Annotated in this window: 16 protein-coding genes and 1 pseudogene; 13 read left to right on the top strand and 4 right to left on the bottom strand. The window is 57.0% G+C overall.

What is annotated here, in order from left to right:
- The first annotated feature begins 27 nt into the window (after positions 1-27).
- The 4 genes from ACTJJA_RS01620 to ACTJJA_RS01605 are packed head-to-tail and all read left to right on the top strand — an operon-like array spanning position 28 to position 3394.
- The gene (locus ACTJJA_RS01620; RefSeq protein ID WP_440665829.1) at positions 28-1041 is read left to right on the top strand and encodes an ABC transporter permease; all 1014 of its coding nucleotides are present in this window, start codon (positions 28-30) and stop codon (positions 1039-1041) included.
- Complete coding sequence (locus tag ACTJJA_RS01615; protein ID WP_440665827.1) at positions 1041-1874, top strand: ABC transporter permease; 834 nt, start codon at positions 1041-1043, stop codon at positions 1872-1874. The genes ACTJJA_RS01620 and ACTJJA_RS01615 overlap by 1 nt, the downstream gene beginning before the upstream one ends.
- A complete protein-coding gene (locus ACTJJA_RS01610) occupies positions 1867-2703 on the top strand; it encodes an ABC transporter ATP-binding protein (RefSeq protein ID WP_440665825.1) in 837 nt (278 codons plus the stop codon). Before ACTJJA_RS01615 ends, ACTJJA_RS01610 begins: the two co-directional genes overlap by 8 nt.
- On the top strand, positions 2690-3394 hold the full coding sequence (locus ACTJJA_RS01605) for an ABC transporter ATP-binding protein (RefSeq protein ID WP_440665823.1): 705 nt from the start codon (positions 2690-2692) through the stop codon (positions 3392-3394). Before ACTJJA_RS01610 ends, ACTJJA_RS01605 begins: the two co-directional genes overlap by 14 nt.
- A gap of 69 nt (positions 3395-3463) precedes the next feature.
- Here the strand turns inward: ACTJJA_RS01605 and ACTJJA_RS01600 are convergent, their stop codons facing one another.
- The 4 genes from ACTJJA_RS01600 to budA form a co-directional block, all read right to left on the bottom strand.
- The gene (locus ACTJJA_RS01600; protein WP_010428355.1) at positions 3464-3937 is read right to left on the bottom strand and encodes a cold-shock protein; all 474 of its coding nucleotides are present in this window, start codon (positions 3935-3937) and stop codon (positions 3464-3466) included.
- 131 nt (positions 3938-4068) lie between these two features.
- The gene (locus tag ACTJJA_RS01595) at positions 4069-4839 is read right to left on the bottom strand and encodes a (S)-acetoin forming diacetyl reductase (RefSeq protein WP_440665821.1); all 771 of its coding nucleotides are present in this window, start codon (positions 4837-4839) and stop codon (positions 4069-4071) included.
- Positions 4840-4859: 20 nt separating this feature from the next.
- A complete protein-coding gene (gene alsS / locus ACTJJA_RS01590) occupies positions 4860-6581 on the bottom strand; it encodes an acetolactate synthase AlsS (protein ID WP_440665819.1) in 1722 nt (573 codons plus the stop codon).
- Positions 6553-7332 carry an acetolactate decarboxylase gene (gene budA / locus ACTJJA_RS01585; protein WP_440665817.1) on the bottom strand — a complete coding sequence of 260 codons (780 nt, stop codon included), beginning with the start codon at positions 7330-7332 and terminating at the stop codon, positions 6553-6555. The genes alsS and budA overlap by 29 nt, the downstream gene beginning before the upstream one ends.
- A gap of 105 nt (positions 7333-7437) precedes the next feature.
- On the opposite strand from budA, the gene ACTJJA_RS01580 reads away from it, so the two are divergent.
- The 9 genes and pseudogenes from ACTJJA_RS01580 to glnQ all read left to right on the top strand — a co-directional run bounded on the left by ACTJJA_RS01580 (position 7438) and on the right by glnQ (position 14927).
- Complete coding sequence (locus ACTJJA_RS01580; RefSeq protein WP_440665815.1) at positions 7438-8319, top strand: LysR family transcriptional regulator; 882 nt, start codon at positions 7438-7440, stop codon at positions 8317-8319.
- A 197-nt stretch (positions 8320-8516) separates the two neighbouring features.
- Positions 8517-9107: a hypothetical protein gene (locus ACTJJA_RS01575; RefSeq protein WP_440665813.1), complete on the top strand. Its 591-nt coding sequence runs from the start codon at positions 8517-8519 to the stop codon at positions 9105-9107.
- Between the two features lie 15 nt (positions 9108-9122).
- Positions 9123-9599, top strand: a complete 477-nt coding sequence (locus tag ACTJJA_RS01570; RefSeq protein ID WP_440665811.1) for a GNAT family N-acetyltransferase — start codon at positions 9123-9125, stop codon at positions 9597-9599.
- 153 nt (positions 9600-9752) lie between these two features.
- Complete coding sequence (locus ACTJJA_RS01565) at positions 9753-10610, top strand: MurR/RpiR family transcriptional regulator (RefSeq protein WP_440665809.1); 858 nt, start codon at positions 9753-9755, stop codon at positions 10608-10610.
- Between the two features lie 127 nt (positions 10611-10737).
- A complete protein-coding gene (locus tag ACTJJA_RS01560; protein WP_440665807.1) occupies positions 10738-12066 on the top strand; it encodes an aspartate aminotransferase family protein in 1329 nt (442 codons plus the stop codon).
- Positions 12063-12617: a carboxymuconolactone decarboxylase family protein gene (locus ACTJJA_RS01555; RefSeq protein WP_440665805.1), complete on the top strand. Its 555-nt coding sequence runs from the start codon at positions 12063-12065 to the stop codon at positions 12615-12617. The genes ACTJJA_RS01560 and ACTJJA_RS01555 overlap by 4 nt, the downstream gene beginning before the upstream one ends.
- 123 nt (positions 12618-12740) lie before the next feature.
- Positions 12741-13494 (top strand): annotated as a pseudogene (gene glnH, locus ACTJJA_RS01550) (glutamine ABC transporter substrate-binding protein GlnH).
- Between the two features lie 51 nt (positions 13495-13545).
- Positions 13546-14202 (top strand): glutamine ABC transporter permease GlnP, encoded by a 657-nt coding sequence (gene glnP / locus ACTJJA_RS01545; RefSeq protein WP_125364836.1) that lies wholly within the window; start codon positions 13546-13548, stop codon positions 14200-14202.
- Between the two features lie 2 nt (positions 14203-14204).
- Positions 14205-14927: a glutamine ABC transporter ATP-binding protein GlnQ gene (glnQ, locus tag ACTJJA_RS01540; protein ID WP_126797013.1), complete on the top strand. Its 723-nt coding sequence runs from the start codon at positions 14205-14207 to the stop codon at positions 14925-14927.
- Positions 14928-14946 lie beyond the last annotated feature (19 nt).

Here is a 14946-nt window from a genome sequence, read left to right as displayed (position 1 = left end):
CCGCCACCCGGCATGAAGAGATTTCCCATGCCACATCTTTCCACCCGCGTGCTCCAGGGTCTGCTGACCCTGCTGCTCACGCTTTTCGGGCTGCTGCTCGTCACGTTTGCGCTTTCGGCGTTTTCACCTGTCGATCGCGTGCTGCAGATCGTCGGCGATCACGCCAGCCAGTCAACCTACGATCAGGTTCGCCACCAGCTCGGGCTGGATCGGCCCCTGCCCGTGCAGTTCTGGCACTATCTGCAAAACCTCGCCCACGGTGATTTAGGCACCGCCAGCGCCACCGGACAGCCGGTGCTGCAGGATCTGCTGCACGCCTTCCCCGCCACGCTGGAGCTGGCGACGTTGGCGTTAATCATCGGGTCCGTGCTCGGCGTAATTGCCGGGGTGCTGTGCGCCCGCTACGCCGGTTCGCCGCTCGATCTCGCCATCAGAACCCTCACCCTGCTCGGCAACTCGGTGCCGATCTTCTGGCTCGGCCTGCTGATGCTGGCCCTGTTCTACGCGAAGCTGCAGTGGAGCGCGGGCCCCGGCAGGCTGGACGATATCTGGCAGTTCACCGTCGAGCCGCGCACAGGCTTTGCGCTCATTGATACCTGGCTTTCCGGCGACCGAGAGGCGTTCCGCAACGCCCTCAGCCACCTGGTGCTGCCGGTACTGCTGCTGGCCTATTACTCGCTGGCGAGCATCACCCGCCTGACGCGCTCCGCCTGCCTGAGCGAAATGAACAAAGAGTACATTCTGCTCGCCCGCGCCAAGGGTGCCGGGGAGATGACCATCCTGCTGCGCCACGTGCTGCCGAACATTCGCGGCACCCTGCTGACGGTGATTGCGCTGGCCTACACCAGCATGCTGGAAGGTGCGGTACTGACCGAAACCGTCTTCTCGTGGCCGGGCATCGGGCGCTATCTCACCACCGCCCTGTTCGCCGGAGACACCACCGCCATCATGGGCGGCACGCTGCTGATTGGCGTCTGCTTTGTACTGATCAATAACCTTACCGACCTGCTCGTGCGGGCAACCGATCCCAGGGTGCGCTGATGCCGTTTTATCTTTTCTTACGCCGCCTGCGCCGCTCCCCTGCCGCCTTTTGCGGATTGATCGCCATCGCGCTGCTGGTGTTTATCGCCGTGTTCGCAACCTGGCTCGCGCCGCTTGACCCGAACTGGCAGGACGCGGCCGCGCGCCTGCAGGCACCGAACAGCCAGCACTGGCTGGGCACCGACAGCTACGGGCGCGACCTGCTTTCGCGCCTGATTTACGGCACGCGACCGGCGCTCGGGCTGGTGGCTTTAGTCACCGTTATCACCCTGCCCGCCGGGCTGCTGGTGGGGATTTTGTCCGGCTACTACGGCGGCTGGCTGGAGCGCATCCTGATGCGCTTTACCGACGTGGTGATGTCGATGCCGCGCCTGATCCTCGCCTTCGCGTTTGTGGCGATGCTTGGCCCGGGGCTGGTCAACGGCGCGCTGGCGCTGGCCTTAACCACCTGGCCCGCCTACGCGCGTCAGGCCCGGAGTGAAATCCAGCGTCTGCGCCACAGCGACTACCTGGCCGCCGCCGAGATGATGGGCATTCGCGGCCCGCGCCTGCTGGTCGGCCATATTCTGCCCCTGTGTCTTCCATCCGCGATTGTGCGGCTGGCGCTGGATCTGGCAGGCATTATTCTGGCCGCCGCCGGTCTCGGCTTCCTCGGCCTTGGCGCACGTCCGCCAATGGCCGAATGGGGCGCGATGATTGCCGACGGCATGCAGGTGATTTTCGACCAGTGGTGGATTGCTGCCATTCCAGGCGGGGCGATTCTGTTTGCCAGCCTGGCCTTTAACCTGCTGGGCGATGGCCTGCGCGACGTACTGGAGCCACAGCATGACTGAACAACGCGTCATCGTCGATGCGCTGAATATCGACTACCCCGCCGCGCGCGTGGTCAACGGCCTGAGCTTTACGTTAGGCAACGAGCGGCTGGCGCTGGTGGGGGAATCCGGCTCGGGCAAGTCGATGTCCGCCCGCGCCCTGATGGGGCTGGTGCGTCAACCCGGCATCGTGAGCGCGAACCGGCTTAACGTGCTTGGCAACGACCTGCTGACCCTGAGCACCCGCCGCTGGCAGGCGCTGCGCGGTAACGGGATTGCAATGGTCCTGCAGGACCCGCGCTACGCGCTGAATCCGGCGAAAAACGTCGCCGCTCAGCTTGATGAGGCGCTGACCCTGCATCAGCGCCTGCCCCGCGCTGAACGTCTGGCACGCATTCACGACATCATCCGCGCCGTCGGACTTAACGAACATGTCCTCCAGCGCTACCCCGGCGAACTCTCCGGCGGCATGGGCCAGCGGGTGATGATTGCGATGGCGCTGATCAACAACCCGCAGGTGCTGATTGCCGACGAACCCACTTCCGCACTGGACGCCCGCCTGCGCAACCAGATCCTCGAGCTGCTGGTGGAGCAGTCTGAAGAGCGCCAGATGGCGATGCTGCTCATCAGCCACGATCTGCCGCTGGTGGCGGAACACTGCGACCGCGTGCTGGTGATGTATCAGGGCGAAAAGGTCGATGAGATGGCGGCAAGCCAGCTCCCGCAGGCGACGCATCCGTACACGCGCACCCTGTGGACCTGCCGTCCGAACGCCAGTACCTTCGGCCAGATGCTGCCGACGCTGGACCGCTCGCAGCCGTGGAAGGAGGTGAACAATGGCTCTCGTTGACGTAAACCAGCTCCAGGTGAGCTTCGGGGAGAAAACGGCGGTGTCCGCCGCCAGCTTTGCTATTGAGAAAGGCGAGACCTTCAGCCTGATCGGTGAATCCGGCTGCGGGAAATCGACTATTCTGCGCGTGCTGGCGGGGCTGCAGCGCGAGTGGAACGGCCGCATTGCGATCCTGGGAGAAGCGTTACGGCCAGGACGACGTTTTGAAGGCGAGCTTCGCCGCAACGTGCAGATGGTGTTTCAGGATCCGTGGGCCTCTTTGCACCCGAACCACACCGTTGCGCGTACCCTGTCAGAGCCGTTAAACATCCACGGTGAAACGCAGGTTGCCGAAAAGGTGGCGGATGCGCTACAGCAGGTGGGGTTTTCCGCCGACGCGGGTAAACGTTATCCGCATCAGCTTTCCGGCGGCCAGCGCCAGCGCGTTGCCATTGCCCGGGCGCTGCTGCTGCGGCCACAGCTTCTGCTACTGGACGAGCCCACTTCGGCGCTGGATATGTCGGTGCAGGCGGAAATCCTGAACCTGCTCAACCGCCTGAAGGCCGAGCACGGCATGACCTACCTGCTGGTGAGCCACGACGCGGACGTGGTTGCGCATATGTCCGACCGGGCGGCGTTTATGGCGCACGGTGAGATCCAGAAGGTGTTTGACCGGGAGGCAATGTTGAGGGGTGAACACAGGATGGGGTAAACCGTGCGGCGGCGAGCGCCGCACGGGTTTCGTAGGCCGGGTAAGGCGTAGCCGCCACCCGGCAAAAAATCACTTCAGCAGCTTCACCGTGGCATCGATGTCGATCTCATCTTCGGTGAAAATCATCGTCGTATTCTGGAAGGTGGTGATCGCCAGCTTCTTCACCGAACGCGTTTCGCCCGGCTTTTTATCGGACTTCGGCTTGATGCTGTTCATCAGCAGTCCTACCGACAGCACCGCGTTCTCTTTGTCGATTTTGGCATCAACCGGCTCTTCTTCGCTGAACACTACGAAGGATTTGATCGAGGTGAGCTTCACGCGCTCGCCCGCAATATAGAGGTGCTTACTTTCGGGGATCACCTTCACCGCATAGGCGGAGAGGCCTTTGTTATTGGTGGTTGGCTCAAAGGTCACCGCGGCATCTTTTTTAATCAGATCGGGGTTCGCGACCTTAATCACATGAAAATAGCGGTTATCGCCGTTTTCATCTTTGATAAATCCAAAGCCTTTATCTTTAAACCACGTTGTGATTGTACCGTTCATCGCTGTTACCGCCTGTCAGATCGTAATGACTAAAGTTTTGCAGCGCGCAGTGTAATGCACAATGGCGGAGGAGACAAAAAAAAGCCCCTGCACGGGGGCAGGGGAAAACTCATGTCAGAGCTTATTAGAATTTAGTTGAACACCATCCCACCATCAATCAGCAGCGACTGGCCGGTCATGTAGTCAGAGTCTGGCCCGGCGAGGTATGAAACGCAGGCGGCCACGTCTTCCGGCTCGGACAGGCGGCCAAGCGTGATGCGTTTGGCAAAGGTTTCGGTGCCGTAGCCGAGCGGTTTACCCGCCGCCTCGGAGACCTGACGGTCGATCTCCGCCCACATCGGCGTTTTGACGATGCCCGGGCAGTAGGCGTTTACGGTGATCCCCAGCGGAGCGAGATCCCGTGCGGCGGTCTGGGTTAAACCGCGCACCGCGAATTTACTGGAACTGTAGACGGCCAGTTCCGGGTTGCCGGTATGGCCCGCCTGGGAGCAGGCGTTGATGATTTTCCCACCGTGCCCCTCTTTACGAAACGCGTCGATCGCGGCCTGAATGCCCCAGATCACCCCTTTCACGTTGATGTTGTAGACCTTGTCGACAATCTCCGGGGTGATGGATTCGATAGGGGTAGACGGCGCAATCCCGGCGTTGTTGACGATGACGTTAAAGCCGCCCAGCGCGGTGCGGGCTTTCTCCACCGCCGCAAACATCTGCTCGCGGTTGGATACGTCCACCTTCACGGCGACGGCTTTTCCGCCGTTGCGGATGATTTCGTCGGCTACGGCGTTCGCCGTCTCCTCGTTGTAATCCGCGATGGCGACGGCAAAACCATCTTTCACCAGGCGCAGCGCAATCGCTTTACCAATCCCCTGGCCTGAGCCTGTTACGAGAGCAACTTTTTGCATTTCTCTGTCCTTATATTGATTCACAAAATCTGGCTGAGATGGAGCTGGCCCATCAGCAGCGGGTTATCGCTGTAGTCGACGGGAATGGCCACCACGGCGGGGCCGTCGACATCCATTGCCGCGCGCAGCGTCGGCTCAAGCGCGTCCGCGCTCTCCACGGCAAAGCCCTTCGCACCGAAGGCGTCGGCATAGGCTTTGAAATCGACCGGGCCGAACTCGACGCCGGAAAGCCGCTGGTATTTTTTCTCTTCCTGGATTGCCACCATGTTGTAGCCGTTATCCACCCAGATGATGTGCAGCACGTTGGCGTTAAGGCGCACCGCGGTTTCCAGCTCCATGCTCGACTGCAGGAAGCCGCCGTCGCCGGACACGGACACCACTTTGCGCCCCGGATTCACCAGCCACGCGCCGATCGCCCACGGCAGCGCGACGCCCATGGTCTGCTGACCGTTGGAGATCATCACCTGACGCGCCCGGAAGCTGTAGAGATAGCGGGCGATCCAGATGTGGAAGCTGCCCATGTCCACGGTGAGCGTGACGTCGTTATTCACGATGTCCTGCATGGCCCGCACGATGCGCAGCGGATGCAGAGCAAACTGGTTGAGCGAGGCGCCGCGGCGGTCGAGCAGATCGCGCTGATGCTGGCGATCGACCAGAATTTCCGACGCCCGCTGGCTGAGTTCCAGCTTGTGCTCGATGCGGTTAGCGAGCAGGTTCAGCGTTTCGGCGATGTCCCCCACCAGCTCCAGATCCGGCACGTAGTTACGTTCTTCATAGGCGGGCAGCACGTCAATGTGCACCAGCGTGGCGTCGCCGCTGTTCCACATGGACGGCTCGTACTCCACCGGGCTGTAGCCGATGCAGATAATCAGGTCCGCCAGGTGCAGCAGCCTGTCGCCTGCCTGGTTGTTAAAGAGGCCGACGCGTCCGGCAAAGCGGGTGAAGTGCTCCTGGTTCACCGCCCCGGCAGCCTGATAGGTGCTGGTGACCGGAATGCGGCTTTTCTCCAGCAGCTTACGCAGCGCGTTACTGTTGGCCGGCTGGCTAGCCATGAGGCCGAGCAGGATGACCGGATTTTTGGCGTTCTCGATAAGCTTCGCCACGTCGTTAATGGCGGATTCCGGCGCCGGGCCCATCAGCGCAGGGCCGCTGGCGGGTAAAATTGCCCCCGTGGCGGGCTGGTCGACAATATCCTGCGGCAGGCTGACGAACGCGCCCCCCGGCCTGCCGTGCTCGGCGGCGCGAAACGCGTTCGATACCACTTCGGCAATCGCATCCGGTGAACTGACTTCTACAGCGTATTTGGTGACCGGGCTGAACATGGCAACGGTGTCCATGCTCTGGTGCACCAGCTTGGCTTTATCCGCCCGCTTCACCGCCCCGCCCAGCGCCACCACCGGATCGCCTTCGCTGTTGGCGGTGGCGATGCCGGTGATCAGGTTGGAACAGCCCGGCCCGGAGGTGACCAGCGCGACCCCGGCCTTGCCGGTCAGCCGCCCTACCGCCGCCGCCATAAACGCCGCGTTGGCCTCGTGGCGGACGGGAATAATCTCGATGGAGGAGTCCAGCAGGGAGTCAAAGACCTTGTCGATTTTCGCGCCCGGAATGCCAAACACCTGCTTCACGCCCTGCGCTTCCAGTTGGCCGACAACCATATCGGCGCCGTGCGCCCACTGACGTGACTGTTTCTCACTGTTCACGGTAGTTCTCCTGTTAGTTTTCGACGGAACGGATCGCTGCATCAAGATTGCTGGGGTGAAGGTTGGCCTGTAAAAACGCGCTGTCGGCGGGCAGATCAATCATTAGCTTGTGAATTTCACCGAAGGTGAGCACGCCGCTCTCCAGCTGGTAGTCGAGCAGATGTCCCCCGCCCTGACGGTCATCGGTGATGAAATGCTCGTGATAGCCGGCCACGTTGATGCCCTGCATATGCTGCGGCGTGCGGAACCCGACCAGCACCCCTTCGCGCTGGTTAAAGCGGAACACCGGCTGGTCGTCCAGCACATCGGTCATCGCGCGGTACGGCGGCGTCTGGCGCGGTACAGTGCGGGTGTGGGCATGGCGGAAATTGCCGTCGATGCGCAGCGCGCAGAACAGGTTATCGGAGGGGATTTGCTGGTCGATCGCGTCGTGGATCTGCTGACGGCTGACCGGCGCATTAAAGGTTATCCTGTACTGCGGCTGGAACCAGGTCATCACCGCGAACGGCGTTTTCTGCTCTGGCTTCGCGGCCCGGGCGCTGCCGTCGGCGCGCAGCTGGTACACTTTGCTGCTGAAGGCAATCATTTCACCGTCCAGCTCGTTGAAGGTGCCCAGACCAAAATCACCGTGCGCCAGCAGATCGGCGATGGTGGTCTCCCCCTCGTACACGCCGCTTAGCAGGGCGCTCATTAGCGATGTCTGAAAGATCACGCTGTCAGGATGCTGGGCGGAGAACCCGCGCAGGGTCTCGCACAAGCTGGCCTCACAGTCGCAGGCAGATGAATGCATCATCACGCTCGTCCTCTTCAACTTTATTTAGAAAGGTTAAATAAATGTTGACCCGATTCAGCAGAGAGTTCCAATATAGAAACCATGGTGGTTTGAGACGTTTTTGATATGGAACTTCGTTATCTGCGGTATTTTGTCGCGGTTGCACGCGAGCGACACTTCACCAGGGCGGCCGAAGCGCTGGGTATTTCACAGCCTCCTCTGAGTCAGCAGATCAAACGGCTCGAAGAGGAAGTGGGCACGCCGCTGTTCAGACGTCTGACGCGGGGCGTGGAGCTGACCGAAGCGGGAGAAGCCTTTTACGAGGACGCCTGCAAGATCCTGGCGCTGAGCGACGCCGCGCTGGAGAAAGCCCGCGGCATCGCGCGCGGGCTGAACGGCAGCCTGTCGATTGGCATCACCAGCTCCGACGCTTTTCACCCCAAAATTTTCGCGCTGATCCGTCAGTTTCAGGTGCAGAACATGGCGGTGCAGGTTCACCAGGTAGAAGCCAATATGTCTTCGCTGACGACGAAGCTGGCGGAGGGTGAGCTGGATATCGCCTTCGTGCGCCTGCCCTGCGAGAGCAGCAAAGCGTTCGAGTTAACAATTCTCGACCGGGAGCCGATGGTGGTGGCGCTGCATCGCGACCATCCGCTGGCAGCAAGCGGCGATCTGGCGCTGGATCAGCTGCGTGATACGCCAGTGGTGCTGTTCCCGCAGGAGGTCGCGCCCGGCCTGTACGACCGGGTTTACGGCTGCTGCGAACGGGCCGGGATCGATGTGCAGCACGCGCTGCAGTCGTCACAGCTTTCATCCTCCCTGAGCATGGTTTCCGCGGGCGGCGGCTTCGCGCTGGTACCGAAATCAATGGCGGCCATTTCTCCGCCGAATGTTACCTATCACACGCTGAGCTCACCGGAGCTTTATACCGATATCGCGCTCTGCTGGCGGCGTTTTGAACGCTCGCGGACGGTGAAGCGGTTTCTGGCGATGATGAGCGAGGGGTAGCGGCGCAGCACTTCTGGTTTGTAGGCCGGGTAAGGCGTAGCCGCCACCCGGCAAGTCAGCCTTTGTTGTCAAATCACGGGATCCTGGAACGGTAAAGGTCTTACTAATGCACGCTTCGGTACTACGCTTTCCTGGTAATTGTCTGCCGCAAACCATCTGTTACTCTGGCAGGACTCAAAGGATGACAAGGAAGAGGAATGCTGAACCCCGGATTCGTTACCCGCAAAGCGCTTGCTCAGTGGCAGGATGTTCCCCCTTTTCTCCCCCAGTTCCAGTTTCATGAAAAACACCGAGCGGTCATTCATACCGCGCATCCTGAAAATATTCTGCCGTTGATTGCAAACTTTGACGTCCGGCAAGATGCCGTGATTCGTCGACTGATGGCTTTACGGCAATTACCGCAGAAATTACTACGTAATCAGCGTGCTGACTCAATCAGCAACTTTGGCCTGCACAGTTTTACCCTGTTGAAAAACTCTGCATCTGAGCTCTGCTATGGCTTAAAAGGACAATTCTGGCGGACTAATTTCGGTCTGGAAAACGCCCCGGACGCCATGGCTTTTCAGTCGCCAGCCGCGCCGGGTAGCGCGACATTGCTGCTGCGCTACCAGGTAACGGAACTGGCCCCAGGTCAACATGAACTCTGTACGGAAACCTTCGTCTATTGTCTGGACAAACGTACTCAACTCAAAATGGCAGCTTACTGGCTCGCAATACGGGCCGGGAGCGGCTGGATCCGTAAAAGGACGCTGAAAGCGGTTAAGTCGAATATTGAAGGGCTGGAATGAGCGAGGAGCGAAGCTATGCTTCATAGAAAACCCTATCAGGTTTTAGAGAAATACGAATGCTATAAGAATAACTATCTGGTGAGTACAGACAGAGAAAAGCTTGATGTGCAGGCTATTCATCAATATCTGACGAGGTCAACCTGGGCAAAAGGCATTCCCCTGGACATTGTTTCTGCCTCAATAGAAAACAGTCTTAACTTTGGCCTTTATCATAATGAACACCAGATTGGTTTCGCGCGTCTGATAACAGATTATGCGACCTTCGCCTACCTTTGCGATGTCTATATCCTTGAAGAACATCAGGGCAAAGGGCTTGGAAGATGGGTTATGGAATGCATACATCATCACCCTGTGTTTGAGCAGCTTCGCAGGATCATGTTATTTACCACAACTGCACCCTGGCTTTATGAAAAATTTGGCTACGAGCCCGTAAACAGAAAAAACTATGCATGGACGATTACGCGGCCTGATATCTATTTGAATGAAAAATAGCCTGGCTGATAATCCCTGTTCTGCTCCCCGTTGACTTATTGACTCTGTGTTTTCATCATCCGTTTCCGGGACAACGCGAACCCGTTCGGTCTGGGAAGATCGAACGTACGCTAACGACAGCAGCGCTAACTTTAAAGAGCGGGACTATTTGCTATGAATCCAAGGGAAAATATTGTCAGTACATTCAGCGAGTTGTCTGCAGAATTACAGCGTGCTGCCGAGTTCTCGCTACAGAATACCAATCAACTAGTTGTGCTATCAATGCGTGCCTTCGCCAGTGAAGCCGGTGTAAAACCCGCCACGTTGCTGCGGTTGGCGCAGCGATTGGGTTACAACGGCTGGGGTGAACTCAAGGACGCTTTCATTGATGAACTCGGGCTACGAAATGATACATATGTATCCAAAGCTGAGAAACTGATCGCCAAAGGCACTCAACCCCAGCTGTATGAAGAGGTGTTTCAGGCACATCAGGCCAATCTGGCGTTTACACAAAATGAAAACCATCAGGCCATGGAGCAGGCTGTATCGCTGTTGGACGCGGCTGAGAATGTCTATATTTGCGGCTTCCGTGCCAGCTTTCCTATTGCCTGGTCGCTGTTTTATGTCTATCGATTGTTCAATCGGCAGGTGTCGCTCATTGATGGTTTGGCGAGCAACATTGAGGTATTCACCCGCGAAATAACAGCACAAGATTGCCTGTTACTCACCAGTTTTGCCCCCTATTCCCGTGAGTCACTGGATGTTTTACGCGCGGCTCAGCAGGCGGGCGCGACAATCGTCGCCATCACGGATTCACCCGTCTCACCATTAGCCCAGGCTGCCGACTGCACGCTGCTGTTCTCTATCGACAGCCCGTCGTTTTTCCCTTCCGTGGTGTCTGGCATGGGGCTGGCTGAGTGTTTACTGGCGATGCTGGTGGCTCGCCATGGCCGGGAAGCAGTGAGTAAAATCGAAAATGCTGAACGCTATCTTATCGACTCGGGTGCCTATGTCGTGCCCGGTAAACCCTGAAAAATGATTCATTTGCATTTGGCATAAGAAAACAGAATACATTTGAATCTAAATAACATTGACGTGATACAAATGAATCCTGCAAGATGCGCTTTATTAACACAGCGTATTCAGGAGCAGGACCAGCATGAGCCATATCATTCACCGCAGTCTACGCAGTACGCCCGCCGTGGCGGCGCGTGCTCAAGGGGCATACATTTTTGATGCACAGGGAAAGCAGTATCTGGATGCCTGCGGTGGTGCCGCCGTTTCCTGTTTAGGTCATGCGCATCCTGACGTGCTGGCGGCGATGCATCGCCAGATCGATCAACTGGCCTACGCCCATACCAGTTTTTTTACCAGCGACACCGTTGAACAGCTTGCTGAACAGTTGACGCGTACGGCGCCAGGCGATCTTAACTATGCTTATTTCGTTTCGGGCGGTTCGGAAGCGGTCGAAACCGCGCTCAAGCTGGCGCGTCAGTATTTTGTTGAGATCGGTCAGCCGTCGCGCACCAAATTTATCGCCCGCAAACAGAGCTATCATGGCAATACCCTTGGGGCGCTCGCGGTGGGAGGCAATGAATGGCGCCGCCGCCAGTTTGCTCCCTTGTTGATCGACGTGATCCGCGTTTCGGCCTGCAATGAGTATCGCGACCGCCGCGCAGACGAAACCCAGCAGCAATACACCACGCGTCTGCTCAACGAGCTGGAGCAGGCCATTATTGAGGCCGGTCCCGACACCATTATTGGTTTCTGTGCAGAAACCGTGGTGGGGGCCACCACCGGCGCCACTCCCCCTACCCCGGGCTATCTTAAAGGTGTACGCAACCTGTGTGATAAATACGGCATCCTCTATATCGCGGATGAAGTCATGTGTGGCATGGGACGCACCGGCACATTGCATGCGTTTGAACAGGATGATGTGGTGCCGGATTTGGTGACCATCGCGAAGGGGCTGGGAGGCGGCTATCAGCCGATTGGCGCAGTATTAGCGAGCGAGAAGATTGTCTCAGCCCTGCAGGCCGGTAGCGGTCTGTTCCAGCACGGGCACACCTACATTTGTCACGCGACCGCCGCTTCCGCAGCCCTGGCCGTGCAGCAGGTGATTGCGCGCGATAATTTGCTGCAGGCGGTCCAGCAACAGGGGGCTTACCTGCACAACGCATTGCGCGAGGTACTGGGGGAATTACCGCACGTCGGTGATACGCGTGGACGCGGCTTATTTGCGGGTGTTGAGCTGGTACGCGATAAAGCCAGCAAAACCCCCTTCGATCCTGCCCTGAAACTTAACGCAGCAATCAAAGCAAACTGTATGTCACGTGGGCTGATGGTCTATCCAATGGGTGGAACAATTGACGGGCAGTATGGCGACCATATCCTGATCGCACCACCGTTTATTGTCACGCCTGGCCAGCTCGACTTTGTGGTGGATACGCTGAACACCGTGATTCGCGAAGAGACCAGCAGATTATGATCAATCGTTTACCGCCGCTGGCGGAGCATGCGTGGGACGACCAACAGCGTGCTTTAGCCGAAGAGATAATCAACGGACCCCGCGGTGCGCTGCTGCCTCCTTTCGAGCCGCTGCTGCGCAGCCCAGAGCTGATGGCCCATGCACAACGCATGGGAGAATACCTGCGTTATCGCAGCGCGCTGGGACAGCGCCTGTCGGAACTGGCGATTTTGATGACCGCGCGGCACTGGTCACAGCCTGTAGAGTGGGCGATTCATGCGCCGATAGCGCGCGAGAAGGGTATTTCTGCTGCGGCGGTACAGGCGATTAATGAAAAACGTCTTCCAGAAGATCTGCAGTCGGATGAATTGGTGATTTATCACTTTTGTAAGGAGTTACACGAGCAGCAGAAGGTCAGCGATACCACCTGGCAGCACGCTATCGCGCTGTGGGGCGAGAAAGGCGTGGTAGATCTGATCGGAATCAATGGTTATTACAGTTTTCTCTCAATGATTATGAACGGCGCACAGACGCCGGTACCCGACACTCGGGATGAGATTATCCCCGCATAAGCTACTGTTTTAATTTTGGCGCATGAGAGTGCGCCCTATATATCAACGTTTTTTATTTCCCCTTTCGATTTATTTCGTCAGGTGACATTCATGCACGCTACTTCACTGACTCCGAGGGTAATTATGTCCGGATTATTGACTAAATTAAAAGTTACGTTAGCGCTGGTCGCTTGCTCCGCCAGTTTTGTGGCACAAGCGCAGGATAAATTAACGGTTGGCGTTGATACCGCGTTTGTCCCCTTTGAATTTAAACAAGGCGATAAATACGTCGGCTTTGATATTGATTTGTGGGATGCCATCGCTAAAAAAGATGAATGTCAGCTACGAATTACGCCCGATGGACTTCGGCGGGCTAATCCCGGGGTTGCAATCACGGAATCTGGATGTCGCCATGGCGGGCATTACGATAACCGACGCGCGTAAACAGGTCGTCGATTTCAGCGAGGGTTATTATAATGCTGATTTATTAATGGCGGTTAAAAGCAGCGACAATACCATTACTAAATTCAGCGATTTAGCAGGGAAAAAAGTGGGATTAAAGCAGGGAACGGCGGCGGCCAGTTTTATGAAAAGCAAATATAAGGCGAACTATGTCGAATTCCCGAATATCGATAACGCCTATCTAGATTTGCAGGCAGGTAATCTTGATGCCGTGGTACATGACTCACCCAACGTGCTCTATTACGTTAAAACGGCAGGTGATGGCAAAGTGAAATCTACCGGCGAAACTGACAGCATTCTGCCACAGCACTACGGCTTTGCGATGCAGAAAAACAGCTGCCTGACGCCAAAGATCAACGCTGCACTGGAGGCGCTACGCGCGGACGGAACGTACAGCAAGATCTACGTGAAGTGGTTTGCTAAACAGCCAAAATAATCCCGCCAGGTCGGAGCGATCCGACCTCGTTGCATCTTAACGGGTAGAATGATGAATTTCGACAGTAAATATATTTGGGAGTCCCTGCCGTTGTTGTTGCAAGGACTACAGTTGACCCTGATTATTTCATTATCAGGTTTATTGGGTGGTTTTATTATTGGCCTGCTGGCGGGAACCTGCCGTGCGCTTGGGGGAAAGATATCAAAAACCGTCTCGTTAGTCTTTGTCGAGTTAATCCGCGGCACGCCGATTATGGTGCAAGTGATGTTTATTTACTTCGCACTCCCCATGGTGCTACCGATTCATATTGATCCGGTGACGGCAGCCATTACGACTATTGTGATTAACTCGGGTGCCTATATTGCAGAAATCACCCGAGGGGCAATCCTCTCAATTAATAAAGGATTTAGAGAGGCCAGCCTGGCAATGGGATTATCCCAACGCAGCACGCTATGGCATGTCATTATGCCGCTGGCATTACGCCGTATGATCCCGGCGTTGGGTAATCAGTGGATTATCAGTATTAAAGACACCTCGCTGTTTATTGTAATTGGTGTGGCGGAATTGACTCGTCAAGGGCAAGAAATTATTGCCGGTAATTTTCGCGCGCTGGAAGTTTGGACTGCCGTGGCAATGATCTACCTGCTGGTGACGCTGTGCCTGAGTTTCCTGCTGAAGCAACTGGAGAAAAGGATCCATATTTTATGAGCATGGTTGAGTTTAGCGCAGTGTCGAAAAATTTCGGCGCCACTCAGGTGCTGCACGACATCAATTTAAAAATTGACGCCGGCGAAGTGGTGGTGATCATCGGCCCTTCCGGATCGGGTAAGTCGACGCTGCTGCGCTGCATTAACAAACTGGAGGAAATTTCCTCCGGCACGCTGCTGGTAGCGGGAATGCATCTTACCGATCCTCACGCTAACGAGTGTGATATCCGCCGTGAAGCCGGGATGGTGTTTCAGCAGTTCCATCTGTTTCCCCATCTGACGGCGCTGGAGAATGTGATGTTTGGTCCGGTTCGCGTACGCAAACAGAGCAAAGCCGCCGCGCGGGAACAGGCACTCGCGTTACTGGACCGCGTTGGCTTACGCGAACGCGCCAGTCACTACCCATCAGAACTCTCTGGCGGTCAGCAGCAACGCGTGGCCATTGCCAGAGCCCTGGCGGTGAAACCGAAAATGATGCTATTCGATGAGCCGACCTCAGCGCTGGACCCCGAATTACGGCATGAGGTGCTGAAAGTCATGCGCTCGCTGGCCGAAGAAGGCATGACCATGGTGATTGTGACCCATGAAATCGGCTTCGCCCGCGATGTGGCATCGCGGCTAATCTTTATTGATGGCGGCACCATTGCCGAAGATGGTCCACCTGATATGCTGCTGAATAGCAGTCGCAATCCACGCCTGAAAGAATTTTTGCAACATGTATCCTGAACAGAAGTGAATGATAACA

Source organism: Enterobacter sp. 22452, from assembly GCF_052045065.1.
Taxonomy (GTDB): domain Bacteria; phylum Pseudomonadota; class Gammaproteobacteria; order Enterobacterales; family Enterobacteriaceae; genus Enterobacter; species Enterobacter mori.
Note: the sequence above shows the minus strand (reverse complement) of the source record. Positions and strands in the feature narration are given on the sequence as shown.

Excerpts from the sequence above, each read along its gene's own strand:
- ACTJJA_RS01555 (WP_440665805.1), top strand. The coding sequence starts at position 12,063 with ATGATCAATCGTTTACCGCCGCTGGCGGAGCATGCGTGGGACGACCAA.
- ACTJJA_RS01575 (WP_440665813.1), top strand. The coding sequence starts at position 8,517 with ATGCTGAACCCCGGATTCGTTACCCGCAAAGCGCTTGCTCAGTGGCAG.
- ACTJJA_RS01595 (WP_440665821.1), bottom strand. The coding sequence starts at position 4,839 with ATGCAAAAAGTTGCTCTCGTAACAGGCTCAGGCCAGGGGATTGGTAAA.
- glnQ (WP_126797013.1), top strand. The coding sequence starts at position 14,205 with ATGGTTGAGTTTAGCGCAGTGTCGAAAAATTTCGGCGCCACTCAGGTG.
- ACTJJA_RS01565 (WP_440665809.1), top strand. The coding sequence starts at position 9,753 with ATGAATCCAAGGGAAAATATTGTCAGTACATTCAGCGAGTTGTCTGCA.
- ACTJJA_RS01570 (WP_440665811.1), top strand. The coding sequence starts at position 9,123 with ATGCTTCATAGAAAACCCTATCAGGTTTTAGAGAAATACGAATGCTAT.
- ACTJJA_RS01615 (WP_440665827.1), top strand. The coding sequence starts at position 1,041 with ATGCCGTTTTATCTTTTCTTACGCCGCCTGCGCCGCTCCCCTGCCGCC.
- ACTJJA_RS01580 (WP_440665815.1), top strand. The coding sequence starts at position 7,438 with ATGGAACTTCGTTATCTGCGGTATTTTGTCGCGGTTGCACGCGAGCGA.
- ACTJJA_RS01605 (WP_440665823.1), top strand. The coding sequence starts at position 2,690 with ATGGCTCTCGTTGACGTAAACCAGCTCCAGGTGAGCTTCGGGGAGAAA.
- ACTJJA_RS01600 (WP_010428355.1), bottom strand. The coding sequence starts at position 3,937 with ATGAACGGTACAATCACAACGTGGTTTAAAGATAAAGGCTTTGGATTT.
- ACTJJA_RS01560 (WP_440665807.1), top strand. The coding sequence starts at position 10,738 with ATGAGCCATATCATTCACCGCAGTCTACGCAGTACGCCCGCCGTGGCG.
- glnP (WP_125364836.1), top strand. The coding sequence starts at position 13,546 with ATGAATTTCGACAGTAAATATATTTGGGAGTCCCTGCCGTTGTTGTTG.
- alsS (WP_440665819.1), bottom strand. The coding sequence starts at position 6,581 with ATGCAGCGATCCGTTCCGTCGAAAACTAACAGGAGAACTACCGTGAAC.
- ACTJJA_RS01610 (WP_440665825.1), top strand. The coding sequence starts at position 1,867 with ATGACTGAACAACGCGTCATCGTCGATGCGCTGAATATCGACTACCCC.
- ACTJJA_RS01620 (WP_440665829.1), top strand. The coding sequence starts at position 28 with ATGCCACATCTTTCCACCCGCGTGCTCCAGGGTCTGCTGACCCTGCTG.
- budA (WP_440665817.1), bottom strand. The coding sequence starts at position 7,332 with ATGATGCATTCATCTGCCTGCGACTGTGAGGCCAGCTTGTGCGAGACC.